Here is a 23,636-nt window from a genome sequence, read left to right as displayed (position 1 = left end):
GGAGACATTATGTTAGAGAAACTAAAAAAACAAGTGTTTGATGCGAACCTCGAATTGCCAAAACATGGCCTCGTTAAATTTACTTGGGGCAATGTCAGTGCAGTCGATCGCGCAAAAGAATTGATTGTCATTAAACCCAGTGGCGTTGATTATAAAACAATGACTTACGAAGATATGGTTGTGATTGATTTCGACGGCAATAAAGTCGAAGGCAACATGAACCCTTCATCGGATACAGCCACCCACGTGGCATTATACAAAGCCTTTCCAGAAATCGGAGGCATTGTTCATACGCATTCACCTTGGGCGACTAGTTGGGCTCAAGCCGGTGTGGATGTGCCGGCTTTAGGAACAACACATGCGGATACCTTTTACGGAGATATACCTTGCGCTCGCTTTTTAACAGAAGAAGAAGTTGATCGCGCATATGAAAAAGAAACAGGTCATGTCATTGTCGAAACATTTAAAGCACGTGGCATCGATCCGATGGCCATACCAGCGGTTTTATTAAAAGGGCACGGTCCCTTCACGTGGGGCAAAACGCCAGAAGAGGCCGTCATGAATTCGGTCGTCTTAGAAGAGGTTTGTCGTATGAACTACTACGCTAAGTCAATTAATCCATTATCGAGCGTGCTTCCACAAGCCGTACTCGACAAGCACTACTTACGTAAGCATGGAAAAAATGCCTATTACGGGCAAGGAAAATAGGAGGCTATTATGCAGGAATCTAAAAAAGTATTCTGGTTTGTTGTCGGCAGCCAGCATTTATATGGTGAAGAAACGCTGAAGCAAGTAAGCGATAACGCCAAAGCAATTGTAGAAGGGTTAAATCAATCAGCACCTTTCGAGATTGTGTTGAAAGACACGGTGAAAACAGCCGATGAAATCACAACGTTAATGAAGGAAGCTAACTACCAGGACGACGTATCCGGTGTGATTACTTGGATGCATACTTTCTCACCAGCCAAAATGTGGATTCAAGGAATGAAGTTATTGCATAAGCCATTACTACATTTGGCAACGCAATTTAATCAAAGTATTCCATGGGACACAATGGACATGGACTTTATGAACTTAAACCAAGCAGCGCATGGTGACCGTGAATATGGTTTTATCAATGCGCGTTTGAAGAAAAACAATAAAGTACTCGTAGGTTACTGGGAGACAGAACGCACGAAAACGGAATTAGCTAAATGGATGAAAGTGGCCAATGCTTATATTGCCAGCCATTCAATTAAAGTAGCACGTTTCGGCGATAACATGCGTAATGTTGCGGTAACTGAAGGAGATAAAGTTGAAGCAGCCATTCAATTTGGTTGGACAGTCGACTACTTTGGTATCGGAGATTTAGTCGCTGAAATGGCGAAAGTCACAACAGATGAAATCGACAACCTATACGCAGAAATCAAAGACCTATACGACTTTGACATGGGCCAAAATAGTAAAGAGCATTTTACAGCCAGCGTCAAAGAGCAACTGAAAATTGAAATCGGCTTAGAGCGCTTCCTAGAAGCTGGAGGTTACAATGCTTTCACATCGAACTTTGAAGACTTGCATGGGATGAAACAATTACCAGGTCTAGCGGTCCAACGTTTAATGGCTAAAGGTTATGGCTTTGCCGGCGAAGGTGACTGGAAAACAGCTGCCCTTGACCGATTAGTAAAGGTGATGACTTTAAACAAAAACACTGGTTTCATGGAAGATTATACTTACGAATTAGCAGCAGGCCGCGAAGCGATTCTACAATCGCATATGTTAGAAGTGGATCCATGTCTAGCGGTCAATAAGCCAGTCGTTAAAGTGGAGCCTTTAGGTATCGGTGGTAAAGAAGACCCAGCGCGTTTAGTGTTTGATGGTAAAGCAGGCGAAGGCGTAGTCATTTCTATGGCAGATTTCGGCACTCACTATAAACTGTTAATTAATGATGTCGAATTGTTCACACCAGAAACGCCAGCACCGAAGTTACCAGTGGCGCGCGTTATGTGGAAAGTTAAACCTGATTTCCATACCGGTGTTACCAAATGGATCGAGGAAGGCGGTGGACATCACACGGTAGTATCCTTAGATGCAGACAGTCGTCAAATGATTGATTTAGCTAAAATGTTCAATTTAGAATATGTGTTAATTAATTAGTAAACAATGGTTGTTACTGTCATTTATGCTTCAAGTGTAGGAAAGTTGCATCAAAGGTCGGTAGACTAACTTACCGGTGGTATGCCGATTGATGCTTGAAGGAGACGCAAGTGAGTAATCACCGCGTGTGATTGTGAGTCAAATTGTTAAAAAAGGTGTCAGTAGTGGTTCAGTTAATTATGTACATTAGCCTTTAGGCTAACATTCAGGAGGAAAATCATGAAAAAAACAATGAAAAAATTAGTCAAATTTACTTTAGCAGCATTAGCAGCTACAACTATTGTGTTACCTACAGCCTATGCACAAGATGATGCGCCATTTGTTGGCATTTCGATGCCAACACAATCCGCTGAACGTTGGATTGGAGATGGTAATTTCTTAGTTGAGAAATTAGAAGAGTTAGGTTATGAATCAACACTACAATATGGTGAAGACAATGTGTCGAACCAGGTAGCACAAATTGAAAACATGATTACTTTAGGCGTAGACTACCTTGTTATTGCGTCTATCGATGGGTCAGCTTTAACGGAAGTGTTGAAACAAGCAGGAGAGCAAGGGATCACAGTAATCGCTTATGACCGTTTGTTAATGAACACTGAGCATGTCGATTACTATGTAACGTTTGATAACTTTCAAGTTGGGGTAATCGGGGCAAGTTATATTGAAAATGCTTTAGGCTTGCAAGATGGTAATGGACCTTTCAACATTGAGTTGTTTGGTGGATCACCAGATGATAACAATGCAGTTATCAACTTTGAAGGTGTAATGTCAGTGTTTCAGCAATATATCGATAGCGGACAACTTGTAATTCCATCAGGACAAACTGAGTTTAACCAAATCGCCACATTACGTTGGGATGGTTCAACAGCGCAAACGCGTATGGATAACTTACTAAGTGCTAACTATACAGATCAACAATTAGACGCCGTTTTATCACCATATGATCCAATTAGTTTAGGGGTAATTTCATCACTTAAAGGCATCGGTTACGGTTCAGATGAACTACCTCTTCCAGTAATTACTGGTCAAGATGCTACTGTGGCCGGTTTACAATCAATTATCAAAGGTGAACAAACGCAAACAATCTTCAAGAATACTCAAGAGTTAGGTATTATCACTGCAGGTATGATTGAAGCCTTAGAAAATGGTAACGAAGTTGAAGTGAATGATACTGAAACGTATGATAACGGATCTAAAGTTGTGCCGACTTATATGGCAGAACCAATCTCGGTAGACTTAGAAAACTACTATGATGAATTAATTGAAAAAACAGGTTACTACACGCCAGAAGATTTAGGTATTGAAGCACGCTAGAACATTTTCGGTATCCTAATAAAATATTTATTAGGATACCTTTTTTTATAAGGAGGCAGTTATGGCAGATTATATCTTAGAGATGAAGAATATTACAAAAGACTTCTCTGGAGTAAAAGCACTTGATGATGTTAATTTGAGAGTGAAGCGTGGGGAAATTCATAGTATTTGTGGTGAAAATGGGGCTGGTAAATCAACTCTAATGAAAGTATTGAGTGGCTTATACGCCTATGGCAATTATGATGGCAATATTTATTATAATAATGAAGAAATGAAATTTAAGAACATGAATGATAGCGAGGCTGAAGGTATCGTCATCATTCACCAAGAATTAGCTTTAAGTCCTTATTTATCTATTAAAGAGAACATATTCCTAGGTAATGAACAAGCCAATCGCGGCATTATTGATTGGAATTCGACCGACTTAAAAGCGGTTAACTTATTAAAAACAGTCGGCTTACATATTGATCCTAACACGATTATTTCAGATATTAGTGTAGGGCAACAACAATTAGTAGAGATTGCGAAAGCCTTCTCGAAAACGGTTAAATTATTAATTTTAGATGAACCAACAGCCTCGTTAAACGAAACCGAAAGTCAAAACTTACTCAGCTTACTTGAAGAATTTAGACATCAAGGGATTACATCGATTATTATTTCGCATAAATTAAATGAAGTCACACAAATTGCGGATTCGATCACGATTTTACGTGATGGTAAAACGATTCAAACCTTAGATAATAAAGACAAAAACATTGATGAAAATATTATTGTAAAGGGCATGGTTGGGCGTGAATTAACCAACCGTTACCCAGATAGAAATCCCAATATAGGTGATATGTTATTTGAAGTTAAGGATTGGACGGTTCATCATCCCAGTGATAAATCGAAAGTAATGATTGATTCGGCTAATTTCAATATCCGTAAAGGTGAAATTGTCGGGATTGCTGGTCTAATGGGTGCAGGGCGTACAGAATTTGCGATGAGTATGTTTGGAAAAAGTTATGGCTCAAATATTACAGGCTCAATGTACATGAACGGCAATGTCATCACAGCTAATGATGTGAGTGAAGCGATAGATAATGGCTTAGCTTATGTATCAGAAGACCGTAAGGATTTGGGATTAGATTTATTAATGTCGATTAAAAATAACATTAGTCTATCGAATTTAAAAGCAACGGCTAAAAATGGCGTGATTGATTTTGATAAAGAAGTTCAGGTGGCTGAAAGTTACCGTAAGCGCGTGAACATTAAAACCAACAATGTTGAAAACAGAGTAACCAGTCTAAGTGGAGGTAACCAACAGAAGGTTGTTATTAGTAAATGGCTGTTCACTGAACCTGAGGTTTTATTTTTAGATGAGCCAACACGTGGTATCGACGTTGGGGCAAAGTATGAAATTTATTCAATTATTGAAGAAATGTCACAAGAAGGGAAAGCGGTATGTATTATTTCATCGGAGTTACCTGAAATATTGGGCATGTGTGATCGAATTTATACAATGAACGAAGGTAAAATCACGGGCGAAGTATTACGCGAGGACGCCAATCAAGAGATATTAATGGCCAAGATGACTAGTTTAAGAGGTGGAAATAATGAGTGAAAAAAACACGAATAAAGCGAGCGAAATGTTAAGGAAAATCTTTGAGAAATACAGTATGATCATTATTTTAATTGTCACATTGTTAATTTTTCAATACCTAACCAACGGAATTCTTTTGAGACCTGTTAACGTAACAAACTTAGTTTTACAAAATAGTCACATACTTGTCTTAGCAATTGGGATGTTGATGGTGGTTCTTCTGGGGCATGTTGACCTTTCGGTTGGATCGGTGATGGCCTTTGTCGGTGCGATTTCAGCTATCTTAATGATTCAACAAGAGTTAAGTCCTTGGCTAGTTGTACCAATTTGTTTACTGATTGGTGGCTTAATCGGGGCCTGGCAAGGTTTCTGGATTGCCTATGTGAAGATTCCAGCCTTTATTGTAACGTTGGCTGGTTTACTATTGTTCCGTGGCTTAACTCAATATACATTAAAGGGAACATCGATTGCGAATTATCCTGAAATGTTTAATTTCTTGAGCTCAGGTTATTTACCAAGTATGGGTGAGGGCGAGTTACATATGACCTCATTATTAATTGGTGGTGCGGTAGCTATCTTATTAGTGGCAATTATGGTGACGTCAAGAAATAAAAAGAAAGCTAACTTATTAAAGGTTGAAACAACCACTTCTTTCTTTGGGAAGTTAGCAGTTTTAGTTGTAACGATTTTAGGGGTTACTTATATCTTCTCGCAACATAATGGATTTCCATTTGTGATGATTTTAATCGCTATATTAGCTGGAGGTTATACGTTCGTAACCAACCGTACAGTAATGGGACGCCATATTTATGCGACAGGTGGTAATTATAAATCTGCTGAATTATCTGGAGTTAAAACGAAGAAAGTAACTTTCTGGGTATTTGTTAACATGGGTGTGCTCGCAGCGTTAGCTGGTATGATTTTGGCAGCAAGATTAAATGCAGCAACACCTCAAGCGGGTAATGGGATTGAACTAGATGCTTTATCAGCTGTTTACTTTGGTGGTGCCTCAACTTCTGGTGGTATTGGTACGATTGTTGGTGCACTAGTTGGTGGTTTAATTATTGGGGTCTTGAACAACGGAATGTCTATTCTTGGTGTAGGGATCGACTTACAACAAGCGATTCGTGGTTTAATTCTATTACTTGCAGTCGTGATTGATCAATATAATAAACGTAAAAAAGGATAGTGAAAGTTGATGAATAAGGAAGCTAAAACGATTTTACTGATCTGTTCTGCGGGGATTTCGACCGGTTTGTTAGTCAAGAATATGAAAGATGCTGCTCTAGAGCAAGAGTTGGATGTGCATATTTATTCCGCCCCAGCGATTACTGCAGAAGATATCCTAAAGCGTGAGATGATCGATGCCCTTTTAATCGGACCCCAGTCCGAATATGAGATTCATCGTTTAAAAGACTACTTAAATTACAATCGTGTTCCATATAAGTTAATCGACAAAGACAACTATGCCAATTTGGATGGCAAGAAAGTTTTAGAACAAGCAATGATTTTGTTGAACAAATAGTTTAGAATTAAATATTTTTGGCGGCCTGCTTGATTTTTCTATTAGAAAAAATGAGCAGGATTTTTTGCGTGGTGGAGGAGGAGATAGAGAGTGACTGGCGGTTTCAGGGGAGTTGTTTTCGTGCGAAGTTGGCCGGAAACGCTGTCAATTAGCTTTTTCTCACAAATGTAAGGTTATATTTTGGCCAAAGGGGTGTTAGTTGTCTGGGCGTGATTATGCTATGATAGGGTAAATTGATTTGAAAGTTGAGGTTTTGTAAGATGTTGAATGCGATTAAGCGTGTGCCGGCGGGGACGTTTTTGGTGCCGATGTTGATGAGTGCGTTGATTTATACGATTGCGCCTAATTTTTTTGAGATTGGTGGTTTGACTCAGCACATTTTTGGTGGGCTAGGGACGAATGGCATTATTGGTGCGATTTGTTTCTGTTCGGGGACTGGGATTGACTTGAGTAAGATTAGTTATGCGTTGAAGCGTCAAGGTGTGTTGTTGCTTGTTAAATTTATTACGGGTGTGATTTTGAGCTTATTATTTATTCATTTTTTCGGGCAAGTTGGTATTTTTGGTGTGAGTGCTTTGGCGTTCACAATTGTTATTTGTTCGATTAATCCGGCGGTTTATTTATCGCTGATGCAACAATATGGTACGGAGGATGATACTGCTGTCTATGGTTTGACTGGTTTGTTCAGTATTGCTGCTGTTCCGATGATTGTTTATGGTATCGCTGGTGGAGGCGGTATGGATTGGATGCCAACGATTAGTACGGTTATTCCTATGGCTGCGGGTGTGGTGTTTGGTAACCTTGATCCAAACTTCAGAGGGTTATTTATGCCCGCTTTACCTGCTTTGACCGTTTTGATGGGGTGGAACTTAGGTTACGGTTTGAATTTAGTTGAGGCGTTGAAGGCTGGTGTTGGTGGTGTGATTGTGACAGTTGTGTTCTTCATTGTGAACTTGTCGATGATTTTCATCGACAAAAATATTCTGAAGAATGATGGATCAGTTGGCGCGTCATTTATCACTGTAGCTGGTTTATCAGTGTCTACTGCCGGTATTCTTGGCGCAATTTATCCAGATATGTTGAGTGAGTATGTTGTTTCAGCTGCGTCTCAAACGTTGATGGCAGTGGTGATTACAAGCATGATTACGCCGTTTATCGTAGCGAAGTTGTCAACGATTAAAAACGATATTTAAGTTCTTGGTTTGGTTTTAGGCTTGGATCTTAGGCTTGCACTCAGAGTGCATTCCTAAGGTTTAATTGGATAGAGTTTATATAATGCCAGGGAGTCATCGCGAGATGGGCTTTCTGTTTTTTTGTGGGGGTTAGCGATGGTCTGGGTGGCATCGTTCTGGAGAATGTATTAGGGGGATGACGTGTGGCGATGCGCCATGTGCCAAAAGATAAAGGTGTCGCTCACTGCGTGTCGCGACGATTAGATAAAAGAGTCGTCATTCGGTGGTGGTTTCCCTGCCGACTGTTGTTGAGAGTCGTCATTCGGCGGTGGATCTCCTGCCGACTGTTAGCGAGAGTCGTCATTCGGCGGTGGATCTCCTGCCGACTGTCAGCGAGAGTCGTCATTCTGCGTTAGTTTTCCAGCCGACTGTCAGCGAGAGTCGGCACTCTGCGTTGGTTTTCCTGTCGACTGTCAGCGAGAGTCGTCATTCGGCGTTAGCTCACCTGCCAACTGTTGTTGAGAGTCGTCATTCGGTGGTGGTTTTCCTGCCGATTGTTAGCGAGAGTCGTCATTCGGTGGTGGTTCACCTGCCGATTGTTAGCGAGAGTCGTCATTCGGTGGTTGTTCACCTGCCGATTGTTAGCGAGAGTCGTCATTCGGTGGTGGTTCACCTGCCGATTGTTAGCGAGAGTCGTCATTCGGTGGTGGTTCACCTGCCGATTGTTAGCGAGAGTCGTCATTCGGCGTTAGTCCACCTGCCGACTGTCAGTGAGAGTCGTCATTCGGCGTTAGTCCACCTGCCGACTGTCAGTGAGAGTCGTCATTCGGCGTTAGTCCACCTGCCGACTGTCAGTGAGAGTCGGCACTTGGCGTCAGTTTTCCAGCCGACTGTCAGCGAGAGTCGTCATTCGGCGTTAGTCCACCTGCCGACTGTCAGTGAGAGTCGTCATTCGGCGGTGGATCTCCTGCCGACTGTTAGCTAGAGTCGTCATTCGGCGGTGGATCTCCTGCCGACTGTTAGCGAGAGTCGTCATTCGGTGGTGGTTCACCTGCCGATTGTTAGCGAGAGTCGTCATTCGGCGTTAGCTCACCTGTCGACTGTTAGCGAGAGTCGTCATTCGGCGTTAGTCCACCTGCCGACTGTCAGCGAGAGTCGTCACTCGGCGTTGGTTTTCCTGTCGACTGTCAGCGAGAGTCGTCATTCGGCGTTGGCTTTCTTGCCGACTGTCAGCGAGGGTCGGCATTCGGCGTTGGCTTTCTTGCCGACTGTCAGCGAGAGTCGTCATTCGGCGTTGGCTTTCTTGCCGACTGTCAGCGAGGGTCGGCACTTGGCGTTAGCTCACCTGCCGTCTGTCAGCGTTGGTCGGCGTGCGTTAGCCATTCGCCACCCATGCTGGCGAGAGTCGACATTTTCTTGCCGAATTTCACCAACCATCACAAATAAAAGCATCCAAATCTACATGGCTCCAATAGCCGCGTAAATCTGGATGCTTTTTTAAAAAGCGTTAACCACCAAGTTAACTCGCAATATCTCGTCTACTGTAATGTACAAATCCAACCGCACTCACCAACAAACTGGTCCCGAAGACAATCGCAATCAAGCTTAGGTCGAGTTGTTCGGCCTTCAGAATGTCGGAAGCAAAGGCGTACTGGAAGGGCGTGATGAAACGTAGCCATGCCAGTTCTTGCCAAATATTCGCAAACAGGCTGAAGAAATATAATAGCAAAGCCACGCCCATGCCTAAACCAATTGATTCATTCTTCAAGAAAGCGGAAAGTCCGAAGCATAATAAGCCGATATTCAACTGCACCAAGAGGCTTGCGACATGTAATAAGCTAAAGCCAAGCAGTGGAACGGACTGTCCCGAAACGATTATTGTCACTAAAGCAATCACATAGATAATCAGATTGAACAGTGTCAACATAAGGATCAAGGCGGCTGCTTTTTCTAAGTAAACGCGTGAACGTTTAATAGGGTGGCTTAATAGGAATTCAGCCGTGTGGCGGCTTTCTTCTTTAGATAGTAAGGAAATTCCTAGATAAGCAGCGTACAAGGCGCCTGCGATGCCGACCATACTTTCCATCTCCATACCGTAGAAACCGATTAAGGAATTTAGTTGGCTAATATCTAAATTCAAGGCATCGGTGAACACTCCCAGGCCGTCAACTAAACTTATCAAGCCGCCCATGTCTTCAGCCATCGAAGGATACATTAGGACGACGACTGCCAGAATGAAACTCAAGGCTAAAGCGAAAATGACCAAAGGTAGCCATTGACGTTTGATTTCATGTTTCATGATAAACATACTAATGACCTCCTTTAACTTGCGGGCTGTTTGCGGCATTCTCGTAGTAATGCATAAAGACTTCATCCATATCCGGATCAACGATCGAGACGTCCAACATCTCGCCTCGCTGCTGATACAAAGCTTTTAACAACAATTGAATGTCGCCATTATATAGGAAACTAAGCGAATCCTCCGCTTGCAACACGTCTTTCATATCGGCTAAATCCAAATCCACAGGGCCTCGGCCGTGAATCGTCACTCGCTTGGCAGTTGTTTGAATCAAGCGTTGAACAGTATCATCAATCACAATGCGACCATCTTGAATAATGGCAGCACGTTGGCAATAACGTTGAACTTCGGACAGGATGTGCGAAGACACAAAGACCGTCGCCCCTTGACGGTTACGTTCGGTCAACTCTTGCCAGAAGAGTTTCTGCATAAAGGGATCGAGACCGCTAGTCGGTTCGTCCAATATATATAACTCTGGTTGATGTTGGAGGGCGCAAATGATGCTGACTTTCTTGCGGTTTCCCAAGGATAACTCTTCAACCTTCTTATGCGTATCCACTTGGAACAAGTCACACAGGCGCTTTGCTTCTAATTGACAGGCCTCACGCACAGCCTTCCCGCGCAAATCAGCAGACAAACGAATCACCTCGCGCACGCTCATGCCTTTGTAAAAGACAGCCTCTGACGGCATGTAACCAATCCGAGCGAGTACGTCCGTTTGATTAGGGCCTGCCAGCTCACTAAATAAGCGCGCCTTCCCAGCAGAAGGACTAATCAAACCGAGTAATAAACGAATGGTCGTACTTTTACCAGAACCATTGGGACCGATAAAACCGTAAAAGTCACCTTCGGCTACGCGAATATTCACATCTTCAATACCTCGATGAGTGCCGAAACGCTTCGTCAAATCAATAGTTTCAATAACAAATGGTTGAGTCATTTTCACAAGCTCCTTTGCATTTTACTTCTAGCTTCAGTTTACCATCAAGCAGAAGATTAAGTACCCTATTTTGTCCAAAATAGGAAAAATAATCCTCTACTTGACATAAACAGGTACCTGTTGTATAATTGTAGCAGGTACCTGTTGAAGGAGGGTTTTAAGTGAATAATAAAGAAGAAATGATGTTAGCATCCTTGGACCGTGTCATGCGGACCTTGCGAAGACGCCCGGCTGGTAAGCAAAAATTAGGGCGCGGGGGCTACCGCTTATTGAAAATTATCTCAGAACAACCGAACACACCAACGCGAGTCATCGCAGATCGATTGGGCATGCGCACGTCATCATTGAACGAACGCCTAGTGCGGATGGAAGCCGAAGGCGTGATCACAAGAGAGCGTGACGAAAAAGACCAACGCGTATTTGTGGTGAACATTTCGCCAGCAGGTGAAGCAGTTTTGGAAGCTTTACGCGGCGAAAGACAAAAAATGGGCCGCGTCATCGAAGATATATTAACTGAAGCAGAAATCGATACATTGACTGAATTAGCAGACAAATTGAGTAGTGGCTTGAAGAACTTGGGCGAAACGCCCTAACAAGAGAAAGGTGATGCTTATTGGAATTACGAATCGCACGTCCTAATGGTAAACAGGGTCGCGGCTATATGAGCCGTGAGGAAAAAGCCAATCGTCCGGTCATCACATGGGCATTTTTTAGCCGCGTGATGAGTTACATGGCACCTTATTGGAAACAACTTGTTTTGATGTTAACAGCGATTGGCCTGAGTGCCTGGCTGAATCTACTGCCGGCCATTCTAACGGGGCGAATTATTGATGAAGGTTTAATTGGTCAAGATTTCAATCGTTTATTGTGGCTAATTGGTCAGTCTTTTGTCGTGATCTTAACGGCCAATTTAATTGGTGTCGCCGAAAGTTTCCTGAGCAATTGGATTGCTCAACATATGACACTTGATATGCGCAATGCAATGTTTAAGCATCTCTTGAAAATGCCGCATCATTTTTACACAAGCAATAATCAAGGTGATATAATCACGCGGATGACGAGTGATATCTCAGGCGTGCAACAAGTGATGACTAGTACGGTTACCAGTATTCTCTCGAATAGCCTGACCTTGGGGCTTGCGCTGCTAGCGATGTTACAAAAGAGTGTACCGCTAGCTCTGGTCGGCCTCATAATTATTCCCTTGTTTATTATTCCGACCAAGAAAATGGGTAAATTGCGCTGGCAACTAACAAGCCAAGCTCAGGCCACCGAAGACCAAGTCAACGGGATTCTAAATGAAACCTTGTCGGTCAGTGGCCAGTTGTTGGTCAAATTGTTCAACCAAGAAAAGCAAGAAGCCGATCGCTACGAAAGCTTTAGCCGTGACTTGTTGGCCTTGAATATGAAGGAGCGCATGGCCGGACGTTGGTTTAGAGTGGCTATGAGTACCTTCTCAAGTGTCGGTCCGCTGTTACTGTATTTAGTGGGTGGTAGTTTGATGATGCATTATGATGCGACGTTATCTGTCGGAGATATTACCGTGATGGTGGTATTCCTTGGTAAAATGTATGGGCCGGTTAACTCTTTATTGAACATTCAAATTGATTGGATTCGTTCAATGGCCTTGTTCACGCGTATCTTCGATTACTTCGACCGCGACGTTGAGATTGAAAGTCCGCAACAAGCGATTTGGCCGGCGGGAATGGGCGAGGGGAATGAAACCGCTGGTGTGGCGCCAAGCGAAACCACCACCGCCGAGACTTCCACCGCCGCCGCCGAAGCTTCCACCGCCGCCGTAACCACAACCAGCAAGCCAAGCGCCTCAATTAACTCAACCACAACCAGCAAGCCAAGCGCCTCGGCCGACTTGATATTTGACCAAGTCGTCTTCGCCTACGATTCTGAGCGCCCCATCTTGAAAGACATCAACTTCACCGTCCAACCAGGTGAAACGGTCGCCATTGTTGGCCCGTCCGGTGCCGGTAAAAGCTCGCTGATTAATCTCTTACCGCGTTTGCATGATGTTGACGCGGGTAGTATCCGTCTGAATGGTGTCGATTTACGCGACCTCGACTTACATTATCTACGTGAAACCATCGGCATCGTGACGCAAGATACTTACCTATTCAATGGTACAATTAAGGACAACTTATTATATGCTAAAGCTGATGCGACTAACGAGGAACTAGTGGAAGCCTGTCGCTTAGCCAATATTCACGACTTGATTACTCGCTTGCCACAAGGCTACGACAGCCTCGTTGGCAACCGTGGTCTGAAGCTTTCAGGTGGCGAGAAGCAGCGTCTGTCGATTGCTCGCGTGCTTCTAAAAAATCCAGCTATCCTGATTTTTGATGAAGCCACGTCATCACTTGACTCGATTTCTGAATCGCTGATTCAAGCGGCCATCGAGCCATTGATTCAATCACGCACGAGCTTGATGATTGCTCACCGCCTGTCGACAATTTTGTCGGCCGATAAAATTCTTGTGATTGAACAAGGACAGCTTGTGGCTCAAGGCAGTCATCAAGACCTTTTGAATTCAAACGCACTTTACACCGAACTATACGAAACGCAATTTAAGCAAGAAAAAAACGAGCCAGCAACTGAAATTAATTCAGCGAGCTAGCTCGTTTTCTATATAAAAATTTAAGCTTTTTCTGGACCTAAATCGCCAGCTTCAGTGTCTAGCACAAAGTTTGCGACAACCGCAGCCAAGGCACCCCCCACTAAAGTTGAGGCAACATATAACCATAATTGAGATAAAGCAGCGCCACCCATTAAGACAGCTGGGCCGAAGCTACGTGCGGCGTTTAATGAAGCGCCAGTCAACGTACCACCCATGAAAATCATAGCAGTCAATGTTAAACCGATCACTAAACCAGCCATTTGACCATTCCCGTTACGTCCAGTAACCGTTACAATCACTAAAACGAATAAGAATGTTAACAGCATTTCGATAACGAAACCACCTGCAACAGAAACACCTTCAGATAAAACAGTTTCGCCTAAGCCAACAATCTCACGACCAGCAGCCGATAAAACGAAACGCAAGGTTGCTGAAGCAGCTAAAGCACCCGCTAATTGAGCCACGATGTACACGCCGAAAGCTTTGAAATCCATACGTTTGTTGATGAACATAGCCAAGCTAACCGCTGGATTTAAATGAGCACCCGAAACAGTCCCAACGCTAAAAGCCATCGCCATCAACGTTAAACCAAAAGCCAAACCGATGGCTAATAAACCCGTATCGCCGCTATCAGACACAATTGCACCAGTCCCAATAAACACTAACGCAAAAGTCCCAATAACTTCAGCCAATGCTTTTTTCAACATAAAAAAACCACTTCCATTCATAAATTTTTATTTAAAATTCCTTTTTAAGAATACCACTTTCAAAAGAAATAGCCAAACTATTAACACTCACCCAATTCCTCCGGCGCTCTACCTCCCCCGAACGCTAAAGGCCATAAGACCAAGCCCCGCTATTTGAACCCCCATAAGAATCGACTCTTCTAATGCCTACCATTAGAAAGTCATATAGAAAATTAGCCCCATCAGCCGTCACTGCACCACAACACTTTAGTCAACGCCCAACAAACCCAAACAGCCAAAGCTATACTAGGCACGCGTGACATGCAAATGTTCTTCATGAACACTAAAGACAAACCCACTTCGTCATCCTTACCGTAAAGGCAACGAAGGCTTGTGCTATTTGGAAAAATAATGGTGACTGATCTTTTAATCAAATGATTTTCGGACAATTTTGTTCCAAGAATGCAAGTACTTCTTATAAGTTAATGTAGCGAAAAGTCGAATTAACAATAAGTATGGTCGAAAGAAAAACAAATCAGCTAAAGAAATGAGTATTGCCCAGACAAAATCACTTGAGTAATAGGTATAATCTTGTATAAAGTAGCGCCCGGCAAAGAAAATTAAACTTTGGAGCACACTAAAAAATGAATACAAGATAGTAACAGCAATTGTGAAAGGCCAATTGATATAGTTGGTATAGATCGCTAAAGCAATGAGTAGTACTCCGGCTAACTCAACAAAAGGAGCAAGCAATTCGTATAATAGGAAGTAAGTATAAGATATTAGACTAATATGTCCGTATTGACGATTCATAAAAAAATCACGATGGTTCCACATAGACTGGATTAGTCCGCGATGCCATCTGGATCTTTGATTAGCTAAATCTTTTAAAGTGAAAGGAGCCTGTGTCCAACAAACTGCGTCTGCAGCAAACTTGATGCTATAAGGTATGTTTTTACCAGCAAAGTGTTTATGTAAACGCAAGGCCAAGTCCATATCCTCTCCAACACTTTTGGGATCATAGCCGCCAATTTCGATGACTGCTTTTTTCTGGAAAAGACCATAACCACCTGATACATTTAGATTTCCATTAAATGAATCATTGAACACTCGAGACCCCATAAAGGCACGGGTGTATTCTAGTGATTGCATGGCCGCAACAGGGTTACGAGTTAAAGGCGTATCTACAGCACGGGCATTTTTGAACGTAACCCCATTTGAGATATTTAATAAGCCTCCCACAGCGACAACATTTTCATCTTCCAATACGAGACGTGCAGAGTTTTTTAATGCATCAGTCTGTAAAATTTCATCAGCATCCATAGAAATGAAGTAGGGATACGTTGCGACATTGATACCAGCATTCACTGCATCTGCTTTACTTCGACCATTTTCCTTGCGGACTAATGTAATGCGATGTTTCTGAAATTGTGACGTATAGATTTCTTGGGTCGGTTTAGATGGGACTTGAACTCGTAAAGGACCTTCTTGCTTTTCCATATGGTATGTGTCGATGATTTTGGTGGCGGTATCGTCAGTTGATCCGTCGTCGACAATAATGATGTCATAAATTTCATAATCCAGGTGGAGTAAATGATCAACAGTCCCGAGTATGGTGAACGATTCATTAAAAGCAGGTACTATAATTGAGACTGGGAAATAGTATGGGTGTTTAAGAATATTGTCTAATAATTTACGGCGTCGAGCTTTAAATATGTTTACAACTGCCGACGCATTACCAATAAATATGAAGGTTGCGTAAAAGAATAAATAGATGGCAAAAAAAACACCAGCGATATCAAAAATAAGCTCGACCGTCATACGCTCACCTGTTTTCTATAAAAGTAATTTAGTTGATTTTTTGCATAGCTATCATCGCCTTCAAACACTTCAGATAATTCTTCTAAAGGCACTTTCAAGACCGCAAGTGCTTGCGCAGAATTTCTTCTAACATACCAGTGTTTAGAGTAAATCGATCGTATTAAAGCTTCCACCGTTTCAGGACTTGGATAACTAACCAGAGCGCTAGCTGCTACTGAACGAGGTTCCCAATCAGTTAGTTCATACTCGTCCCCCTCTAAGCAAGCAATGATAATGGACTGGTAAGCGGTGACTGGAAACTTGGTGTAATACCTCAATACAGCACATGTAAGATCAATGTTTGTCTGATGGTCATTGATTAGAGTGATTAAACGATCCTTCAATATTTCAGCAGCTGGTTCCAAGCGAAAGAAATTAATAAGCGCAATTTGGTAGTCTGTCTGAAAGTATGGCAATTCATCATATAACTGTTCAATCAATTCTGTTTTGTCTCCTGAGTAAGTGAGTAAGCTATCAGAAATGAGTTTTGGATCATGTAACTGACGAGTGCCTGATAGATGATGAAGCGCACTCACGATTGGTTTCGCAAGACCAAAGTGGTAAAGCGCCTTTAAAACATTCTCCTTACAATATATAGAAGGGTCATCTATATATGTAAGTAATAAATCGGCTAGGACATGATAGTTTTCATGCTTTGATACAGGCATTCGATTACACACAGAGGCATAATAAGCCTTCTCAAGGGACGGTTTTCTTGAATAGTAAGCACCTAATTTGATCCACTCGTGTAAATTAAATTCAACCACTTGAATAAATTTGTCTCGATGTGAACCATTTAAGTATGCAGCGAAAGCATCTGAAAAATGAATGAAAGTTTTTATGTTGCGTAACTTTCGCCAAACACGCGCTTCTATTTTTAACGAATGCCCCTCTTTGGGATGAAGAATACTGTTCTGAAAATAAAGCATCCATTTTATCTTATTTGCTTGCTGATTATTATTCTGGTGCTTCAAATAAACTTGGTAAATGATGACGAAACTTATCAGACCTAAACTGATAAGTGTATACAAAATCAGAAGAAAATAAATCAAACTGAAATAGTTCATTAAAACAAACTCCTTTTTATTCTTTTAATGAGCGAAACTCATGGAATGAAAGTGATAAATTATGTTCTGGATATGCACGCTCTAATTGTTTGAAATTATCAATAACAGCTTTAAAACCATGTCCGTCGTATGTGTTTGCTTCATGCAAACCAAATTGACCAGCAGCTTGCATTTCATAGATGTTAATCAGTGGCTGATTGTGACGCAAGCTAAGCTTTGCTTCTGTTTCTATCCGAATGATCTCTTGTCCGCGATGGTAATTCATGATTGCTACTTGGTCAGTTGCCTCGCTTATAAGTTGTTCAAGTTCATATTCAAAGCCTAAAGTATCATAGGAATTAGGCAGGCACAGTATGACGGTTAATCTAGCTTGCTTAGCAACTTGATAGGCGTTTGTCATCCCCTTGACAAACGTTTCCAGTACGCGTGACGGATTTTCCTGGAATTCAGCTAAAGATTGAGGTTCGACATCAATCACGACACCTTGTAAGGGGCCATTCTCATATTGGAAAGTTTGGACACGTTCAATATAAGCGATTAGTTCAGTAGCCTCGGGGTCTAGAGCCCACTCCGGTTCTCCCGTTAAAAAGTAGACCTCTTTTTTATAATGTTCTGCAGTCTGGAGAAAGTGATGAATCACTTCATCATCATTTGCTTGATAGGGAATAAATTGATAGATCGTTTGGATGTCCCACTCATCTAACTGCTTAAAAGTACGATCAGGATGTAGTAATTCAGAAGTAAACCATGAGAACACAGAGGAAGCAGGCTTCTTCTGCAGATGTGAACGATTTAATGCGAAAAGACTAACCAATAATAATACACCTCCCAATAAACGCCATTTGGTACCCTTGTTTTTCATGATATATCTCCTTGTTTGAACAATGTGTATATCACATTATACTAAGCATTGAGGAGAGAGGCAGTATCATTTCCGTCTACAACACTTGAGGCAGTCTTTAGTCTTATTTTGTTAGGAAAAGGTAAAATTAAATTGTTATTACTGCGTTTCTTGGGAGTGAAATGTTATGATAGAAGCACAAGAATGGAGGGGGAGCCTATGGAGTTTTTCCAACAGTTGTTAACACCGATTATTGATAACTTTTTTAAATTTGATTTTCTGATTATACTGATTGCGATGGGTGCTTGGGTTTTATACTTGAGGTGCCTGGCTAGTTGCAAGGAGCTGAGTCAGATTTTGCAGCCTAAGGGCAATATGGCGCTCGGTAAGCAAAATCAGGCGCAGATGAATCAACATTATGAGCGTTATTTCGCACCAGAAGGTGAGGATGTCTTGCTGACGAAGCGGGCCAAAAGTAATAGTCTGTATGTTGGTTTCACGAATGTTGTCGCAATTTTTCCTTTGATGGGTCTATTGGGGACCGTGATTTCCCTGATTCCGATGGTGGGCGAGATGGATACGGATCTGTTTTTCATGGCGCTGACGTCGACTTTCTGGGGAATTGTCTTTGCGATTGTTTTCAAGGTCTTTAATGGATTTCTGCAAGCACGCGTCGAGGAGAATAATGAGTTAGTCCAGACGTATTTACTGCGCAAGGATGCTTTCATGGAAAGGCGCGCCCAGGCAACATTTAGGGAGCAGCCACATGAAAATTAAAGAAATGATTGTGGATTTGACGCCTTTGTTGGACGTCATCTTGATTTTATTATTTATGGTGCTGGCCAGTCAGTCGCAAGCGTCCGATGAGAAAATCGTGGCCTTGGAAACGCAAGTGGCTCAACTTGAAATGACGCAAGTGCCCGGCACGCCGTCTGAACAGGCTTGGTATCGGACCTTTCAAGAATCGATTGGCAAATTGAATATTGTCTTTCCATCAAGTCTCGATGGCCAACCGATGTATTTGATTTTGGAGGATGGCTCGCAAGTTGAGAAACCCGAAACGCTCGATTTATTTAGTTGGCTACACGGCCAAGTCACCAGCATGAGCGAGGCAGTGATTATTGTGTCATTTACCTACGATAACAACGCGATTTACGTACGCGATTACCGCAACATCCTGGCCGCTGTGACGCGACTTGACCAGGAATTGGATAAAACGGTGGTCTATCAAGAGGTACTGGCAGATTTAAAATTGAGGTCTGACGGGGAAAGTGTCAGTCCAGAGTTAATAAGGAGATGAATGAGTTATGAAAAGAAACAAGCGTAAAAAGCGTGGCGGTCGTTTCGGCCTTTTAGGTTGGGGGGCGGCTCTCTTGTTATTAATCGGTGGTGGCGGCTTTGGCCTCTATGAAGCCGGTGTGATTGGCGACGATTGGCTGAATATTATGGGCGGCGATGAGGCGGTCGATATTATCGGCGAGACCGGTGTCGTCAATTTGACAATCAGCGGCAACGAGATTTCCTGGAACGGCGAGAGCATTTTGTACGACGAGCTAGTCAACCGCGTGGCCAAACTCGAGGAGGACGCGACGTTCACGGTTACTGACAATCAAGCGATTAAGGCGACATACGAGGATGTCCTCAGAGTCTTGGAACACAATGAATTGGATTACCAAGAAACAGAAGCCCTTTAATTCCCGGTCAAAATAGGACGATAAGTCTGACGGCCCTATTTTGTTAATGGTATAATAGAGGCGAACGGAGTGAGGATATGGCACGAAAAAAGACATTTACGCAGGATGAGTTGTATCAGGCGACTCACGATTTAATGTTGGCGGTTGGCTACGATAGTTTTTCTTTTCAATTGCTGTCGAAGGAATTGGATGTTTCGCGGACCGCACTCTATAAATATTATGGCAATAAGGCCGACTTGTTGCGTGACTATTTGAACCAACAAATGGAAGAAATTGTCGAACGCCTTTCAACGGCTGAATGGCCACTCGAATATCAAGCGAAATTATCGCATTTATTGGATATCGTCTTTGACTATGCGGATACGCACCGAATTTCTAATATGGTGCCGGCACAAAAATGGACAAAGGCTACCGAAGACAGTCCCGATGTCCAACGGTCGAAGGAATTGCACATTCAATTTTTTACTTTTATTCAGGGGATGATTGAAGAAGGGCAAGCAGATGGTTTTCTTGACCCAACGATTCCGCCAATGCTTATGGTCGAGAGTATTTTTCACAGTATTACGCTGCCGAATCGCTCAGGCTTGAGTGCAAACGAGCGTGTGCATTATTTGAAGAAAATGTTGTTTGACGGAATTGCCAGTCGCAAGTAGCCTGGGATTAAACGTTTTGGCGAGAAAGTCTGTGGCTGTCATAGCGGCAGATTTTTCTTGTGTTTAGGAAGTTTTTTAGCCGCTAAAATGGTAGAATAAAGTTAGAAAACAAAAGGGGTGTTGCTTGTGAAAGTGAATTACGTAAAAGCATTCAGTGACAATTACATTTGGGTCTTGGAAGCAGACGGACAAGCTGTTGTCGTTGATCCAGGTGAATCTGCCGGTGTCTTGGCTTACTTGGCGGCTGAAGCGTTAGAATTAGTCGGTCTATTATTGACGCACAAGCATGACGATCATGTCGGCGGAGTGGCTGAAATGATCGCACAATTTCCTGATGTGGCAATCTATGGACCATCTGAAGTGGCGTCTTTAGTGACGGTTGAAGTAGCACAAGGCGATCAGTTTGAATTATTAGGTCAAAAATTCAGCGTCTTAAAAACAGCTGGGCACACAGAAGAACACGTCAGCTTCTTAACGGACGGCATGTTATTCTGTGGAGATGCTTTATTCTCAGGTGGTTGCGGTCGCGTCTTTACGGGTGATTACGCAGCAGCTTATGACGGTTTGCGCAAATTGCGAGCATTGGATGACGAAGTCGTGGTCTTTGCCGGTCATGAATATACACAGACTAACTTAAAGTTTGGCTTGTCAGTCGACGGCTTAAGTGATGGTGTCTACCGATTATTGCAAGCAACGCTTAGAACCGTACAAGACTTAAGAAACGAAGGTCAAGCAAGCTTGCCAACAACAATCAGTCGTGAGAGAGGCATCAACCTATTTATGATGGCCGACTCATTAGAAGAATTTATTGAATTAAGACAAGCCCGCGACCAGTTTTAGGTTGGTGTCTGGCTGTCTGGCAATAGTTGGCGACGGTTTGGCGATAAATAGGGTGAAAGGTAGGTTCGTGCGAGTTGCGAGCCTATTTTTGTTGGATTGGGCGTGACGAGCGAAGATATCTTCAGTCGTGAGTGTGACGAGCGAAGATTTCTTCAGTCGTGGGCGTGACGAACGAAGATTTCTTCAGTCGTGGGCGTGACGAACGAAGATTTCTTCAGTCGTGGGCGTGACGAGCGAAGATTTCTTCAGTCGTGAGCTTGACGAGCGAAGATTTCTTCAGTCGTGGGCGTGACGAGCGAAGATTTCTTCAGTCGTGAGCTTGACGAGCGAAGATTTCTTCAGTCGTGAGTGTGACGAGCGAAGATATCTTCAGTCGTGGGCGTGACGAACGAAGATTTCTTCAGTCGTGAGCTTGACGAGCGAAGATTTCTTCAGTCGTGAGCGTGACGAGCGAAGATTTCTTCAGTCGTGAGTGTGACGAGCGAAGATATCTTCAGTCGTGAGTGTGACGAGCGAAGATTTCTTCAGTCGTGGGCTTGACGAGCTAAGATTTCTTCAGTCGTGAGTGTGACGAGCGAAGATTTCTTCAGTCGTGAGCTTGACGAGCGAAGATTTCTTCAGTCGTGAGAAAAGTGGACCTTATAGAATGGACACTTTATGACGAGGGTCTCCGATAAAATAGACAATCTTGACGTGGCAGTCAATAATAGTGAAGAACGTGCCAAATAATCCTAAAAAGAAATTTCGCCTAGAAAATGCAAGAGCAAAAGGAGTGCCAACCGGCTCGGCTGGCACGATGAGATGAGCGTGTAGTGATTCTCTAGCATGTACTATTGACAGAAGCGTCAATACAAGATAATAACAAATGTATACTTCACGACAGTTAAAGAGGCAGGTGGCTTTAATAGGATCGTCGCGAACCAGAGAGAGCGACACCTGATGCTTTTGAAATAACCGTAAAAATTGAACACAGTCTAAGGTTCAGAGCACAAGAAAAGCCAGCCCGGTGAGGGCTGGCAGTCCTATTTTGTCAGGAGATTAATTACCTTCTACTTCGAAGACTTCGGTTACTTCACCGTTCTGGTATTTCAACATTGGGGCCTTGTTAACGGCACTGTGGAATTCGTCGTACTTGAAGTTTCCGGCCACACCTTGGTATTCGATGCCTTCAAGGGCTTGGCGAATCGCTTCAGGTTCGTCAGAGTCAGCCGCTTCGATGGCCGAGAAAATCAGGTGAGCCGCGTCGTAACTTAGGGCGTCGAAAGTATCTGGCGCTTCGCCGTAACGCTTTGTAAAGCGGGCGATGTAATCTTGAGCGCCCGGGGTTTCGCTGCCGGTATAGAACATTGATGTGATGTAAAGGTCGTTGATATTGTGAGCACCCGCGATGTCAATTAGCGTATCGCTGGCTAGACCGTGCCCACTTAGAATTGGCTGCATAATGCCCATCTCACGTGCTTGGCGGATGATGCTGCCACCTTCTGTAAAGAAGCCTGGTAGGTAAATCACGTCAAATTCTTGTGCTTGTAAAGCTGTTAATATGCCCATAAAGTCTTGATCCCCACTATTGTAAAATTGTTGGTCAACAACTGTCCCGCCAAGAGCCTCGAATTCAGCAATAAAGGGGTCGCCCAGACCAACTGAGTAGTCGTTCGATTGATCAATGATGGTCACGGCCTTTGTCGCGCTCAGGTGCTCAGTCGCAAATCTGGCGGCCGCATTCCCTTGGAAAGAATAAGTAAAAGCTAGGCGGAAGATATTGTCGAGTACCGCGCCCGTGTCATCCAAGGTCAATTCATCAGACGTTCCTACTGGATACATCGTCGGAATCAAACTTTCGATGGCTGTCGGCCTTGAGGCGAAAATCATATCAGAAGTGGCTGGTCCAATGATGGTTGAGATATCTTCACCTGCTAGTCGTGTCGCAATGGCCGCAGCTTCAGTTTTATTTGAGGTATTATCGTATTCAATAATTTCAATCGGGCGTCCATCTAAAAGGCCACCTGCTTCGTTGATTTCATCAGCCGCTAAACGTAAATTGTCGAGAATTGGAATGCCGTATGCCGATCCGTAACCTGAAAGTTCCAAGTTAGCGCCAATTCGAATAGGTTCATTCTCTTGTGCATGGACGACAGCTGCGCCACCTGTTGTGTGTGTTCCTAAGGCTAACGTTGCTAATAAACCATATGCGAATTTTCTAATCTTCATTTTTATCACTCCAATTTTTTTTACTATTAAAAAGTCCTAACAATAACAAAAAGCCTCACTCTATTTTGTGTAAAATAGAATGGGGCATTAAAAAAGAAAAATCCCATTCTGTCACTCATGACGAATAGGACTGAGCATATCTTCGATTAAAATCGAGTACGCTAAGTCCTGACAATGTCGACGACGACGTTGTTTA

General features: G+C 43.0%; 23 protein-coding genes. 15 read left to right on the top strand and 8 right to left on the bottom strand.

What is annotated here, in order from left to right:
* The first annotated feature begins 9 nt into the window (after nucleotides 1-9).
* The 8 genes from ACTQ5J_RS04745 (at nucleotide 10) to ACTQ5J_RS04710 (ending at nucleotide 8,711) form a co-directional block, all read left to right on the top strand.
* The gene (locus ACTQ5J_RS04745) at nucleotides 10-708 is read left to right on the top strand and encodes an L-ribulose-5-phosphate 4-epimerase (protein WP_441751011.1); all 699 of its coding nucleotides are present in this window, start codon (nucleotides 10-12) and stop codon (nucleotides 706-708) included.
* Between the two features lie 6 nt (nucleotides 709-714).
* Nucleotides 715-2,133 carry an L-arabinose isomerase gene (gene araA, locus ACTQ5J_RS04740; protein WP_441751326.1) on the top strand — a complete coding sequence of 473 codons (1,419 nt, stop codon included), beginning with the start codon at nucleotides 715-717 and terminating at the stop codon, nucleotides 2,131-2,133.
* A gap of 219 nt (nucleotides 2,134-2,352) precedes the next feature.
* A complete protein-coding gene (gene chvE / locus ACTQ5J_RS04735; RefSeq protein ID WP_441751009.1) occupies nucleotides 2,353-3,447 on the top strand; it encodes a multiple monosaccharide ABC transporter substrate-binding protein in 1,095 nt (364 codons plus the stop codon).
* Nucleotides 3,448-3,508: 61 nt separating this feature from the next.
* Entirely contained in the window at nucleotides 3,509-5,050 is a 1,542-nt protein-coding gene (gene mmsA / locus ACTQ5J_RS04730; protein ID WP_441751007.1) for a multiple monosaccharide ABC transporter ATP-binding protein, read from the top strand.
* Nucleotides 5,043-6,218 (top strand): multiple monosaccharide ABC transporter permease, encoded by a 1,176-nt coding sequence (gene mmsB / locus ACTQ5J_RS04725; RefSeq protein ID WP_441751005.1) that lies wholly within the window; start codon nucleotides 5,043-5,045, stop codon nucleotides 6,216-6,218. Before mmsA ends, mmsB begins: the two co-directional genes overlap by 8 nt.
* A gap of 9 nt (nucleotides 6,219-6,227) precedes the next feature.
* Nucleotides 6,228-6,554, top strand: coding sequence for a PTS sugar transporter subunit IIB (locus ACTQ5J_RS04720; protein WP_441751324.1), 327 nt, complete (start codon nucleotides 6,228-6,230; stop codon nucleotides 6,552-6,554).
* A 260-nt stretch (nucleotides 6,555-6,814) separates the two neighbouring features.
* The gene (locus ACTQ5J_RS04715; RefSeq protein ID WP_441751003.1) at nucleotides 6,815-7,747 is read left to right on the top strand and encodes a 2-keto-3-deoxygluconate permease; all 933 of its coding nucleotides are present in this window, start codon (nucleotides 6,815-6,817) and stop codon (nucleotides 7,745-7,747) included.
* A gap of 262 nt (nucleotides 7,748-8,009) precedes the next feature.
* Nucleotides 8,010-8,711 (top strand): hypothetical protein, encoded by a 702-nt coding sequence (locus ACTQ5J_RS04710; protein ID WP_441751002.1) that lies wholly within the window; start codon nucleotides 8,010-8,012, stop codon nucleotides 8,709-8,711.
* A gap of 141 nt (nucleotides 8,712-8,852) precedes the next feature.
* Here ACTQ5J_RS04710 and ACTQ5J_RS04705 read toward each other — a convergent pair whose 3' ends face one another.
* The 3 genes from ACTQ5J_RS04705 to ACTQ5J_RS04695 form a co-directional block, all read right to left on the bottom strand.
* Complete coding sequence (locus ACTQ5J_RS04705) at nucleotides 8,853-9,056, bottom strand: hypothetical protein (protein WP_441751000.1); 204 nt, start codon at nucleotides 9,054-9,056, stop codon at nucleotides 8,853-8,855.
* A 189-nt stretch (nucleotides 9,057-9,245) separates the two neighbouring features.
* Complete coding sequence (locus ACTQ5J_RS04700; RefSeq protein WP_441750998.1) at nucleotides 9,246-10,034, bottom strand: ABC transporter permease subunit; 789 nt, start codon at nucleotides 10,032-10,034, stop codon at nucleotides 9,246-9,248.
* A 1-nt stretch (nucleotide 10,035) separates the two neighbouring features.
* Nucleotides 10,036-10,965, bottom strand: coding sequence for an ATP-binding cassette domain-containing protein (locus ACTQ5J_RS04695; protein WP_441750996.1), 930 nt, complete (start codon nucleotides 10,963-10,965; stop codon nucleotides 10,036-10,038).
* Nucleotides 10,966-11,126: 161 nt separating this feature from the next.
* On the opposite strand from ACTQ5J_RS04695, the gene ACTQ5J_RS04690 reads away from it, so the two are divergent.
* Nucleotides 11,127-11,558, top strand: a complete 432-nt coding sequence (locus ACTQ5J_RS04690) for a MarR family winged helix-turn-helix transcriptional regulator (protein WP_441750994.1) — start codon at nucleotides 11,127-11,129, stop codon at nucleotides 11,556-11,558.
* A 20-nt stretch (nucleotides 11,559-11,578) separates the two neighbouring features.
* Nucleotides 11,579-13,591 (top strand): ABC transporter ATP-binding protein, encoded by a 2,013-nt coding sequence (locus tag ACTQ5J_RS04685; RefSeq protein WP_441750992.1) that lies wholly within the window; start codon nucleotides 11,579-11,581, stop codon nucleotides 13,589-13,591.
* Nucleotides 13,592-13,611: 20 nt separating this feature from the next.
* Here the strand turns inward: ACTQ5J_RS04685 and ACTQ5J_RS04680 are convergent, their stop codons facing one another.
* The 4 genes from ACTQ5J_RS04680 to ACTQ5J_RS04665 all read right to left on the bottom strand — a co-directional run bounded on the left by ACTQ5J_RS04680 (nucleotide 13,612) and on the right by ACTQ5J_RS04665 (nucleotide 18,066).
* A complete protein-coding gene (locus tag ACTQ5J_RS04680) occupies nucleotides 13,612-14,295 on the bottom strand; it encodes an MIP/aquaporin family protein (RefSeq protein ID WP_441751322.1) in 684 nt (227 codons plus the stop codon).
* Nucleotides 14,296-14,703: 408 nt separating this feature from the next.
* On the bottom strand, nucleotides 14,704-16,098 hold the full coding sequence (locus tag ACTQ5J_RS04675) for a glycosyltransferase family 2 protein (RefSeq protein WP_441750990.1): 1,395 nt from the start codon (nucleotides 16,096-16,098) through the stop codon (nucleotides 14,704-14,706).
* The gene (locus tag ACTQ5J_RS04670; protein WP_441750988.1) at nucleotides 16,095-17,204 is read right to left on the bottom strand and encodes a HEAT repeat domain-containing protein; all 1,110 of its coding nucleotides are present in this window, start codon (nucleotides 17,202-17,204) and stop codon (nucleotides 16,095-16,097) included. The genes ACTQ5J_RS04675 and ACTQ5J_RS04670 overlap by 4 nt, the downstream gene beginning before the upstream one ends.
* A 16-nt stretch (nucleotides 17,205-17,220) precedes the next feature.
* Nucleotides 17,221-18,066, bottom strand: coding sequence for a hypothetical protein (locus ACTQ5J_RS04665; protein ID WP_441750986.1), 846 nt, complete (start codon nucleotides 18,064-18,066; stop codon nucleotides 17,221-17,223).
* 198 nt (nucleotides 18,067-18,264) lie between these two features.
* On the opposite strand from ACTQ5J_RS04665, the gene ACTQ5J_RS04660 reads away from it, so the two are divergent.
* The 5 genes from ACTQ5J_RS04660 (at nucleotide 18,265) to gloB (ending at nucleotide 21,232) form a co-directional block, all read left to right on the top strand.
* The gene (locus tag ACTQ5J_RS04660) at nucleotides 18,265-18,822 is read left to right on the top strand and encodes a MotA/TolQ/ExbB proton channel family protein (RefSeq protein ID WP_441750984.1); all 558 of its coding nucleotides are present in this window, start codon (nucleotides 18,265-18,267) and stop codon (nucleotides 18,820-18,822) included.
* The gene (locus ACTQ5J_RS04655; protein WP_441750982.1) at nucleotides 18,812-19,345 is read left to right on the top strand and encodes a hypothetical protein; all 534 of its coding nucleotides are present in this window, start codon (nucleotides 18,812-18,814) and stop codon (nucleotides 19,343-19,345) included. Before ACTQ5J_RS04660 ends, ACTQ5J_RS04655 begins: the two co-directional genes overlap by 11 nt.
* A 7-nt stretch (nucleotides 19,346-19,352) precedes the next feature.
* Complete coding sequence (locus ACTQ5J_RS04650; protein ID WP_441750980.1) at nucleotides 19,353-19,739, top strand: hypothetical protein; 387 nt, start codon at nucleotides 19,353-19,355, stop codon at nucleotides 19,737-19,739.
* Between the two features lie 77 nt (nucleotides 19,740-19,816).
* Nucleotides 19,817-20,392 carry a TetR/AcrR family transcriptional regulator gene (locus ACTQ5J_RS04645; protein ID WP_441750978.1) on the top strand — a complete coding sequence of 192 codons (576 nt, stop codon included), beginning with the start codon at nucleotides 19,817-19,819 and terminating at the stop codon, nucleotides 20,390-20,392.
* A gap of 126 nt (nucleotides 20,393-20,518) precedes the next feature.
* Nucleotides 20,519-21,232: a hydroxyacylglutathione hydrolase gene (gene gloB / locus ACTQ5J_RS04640; protein WP_441750976.1), complete on the top strand. Its 714-nt coding sequence runs from the start codon at nucleotides 20,519-20,521 to the stop codon at nucleotides 21,230-21,232.
* A gap of 1,038 nt (nucleotides 21,233-22,270) precedes the next feature.
* Here the strand turns inward: gloB and ACTQ5J_RS04635 are convergent.
* Nucleotides 22,271-23,440 (bottom strand): ABC transporter substrate-binding protein, encoded by a 1,170-nt coding sequence (locus ACTQ5J_RS04635; protein WP_441750974.1) that lies wholly within the window; start codon nucleotides 23,438-23,440, stop codon nucleotides 22,271-22,273.
* Nucleotides 23,441-23,636 lie beyond the last annotated feature (196 nt).

It is taken from the genome of Fundicoccus sp. Sow4_F4 (genome assembly GCF_052116145.1).
In the GTDB taxonomy this organism is placed as follows: Bacteria; Bacillota; Bacilli; order Lactobacillales; family Aerococcaceae; genus Fundicoccus.
Note: the sequence above shows the minus strand (reverse complement) of the source record. Positions and strands in the feature narration are given on the sequence as shown.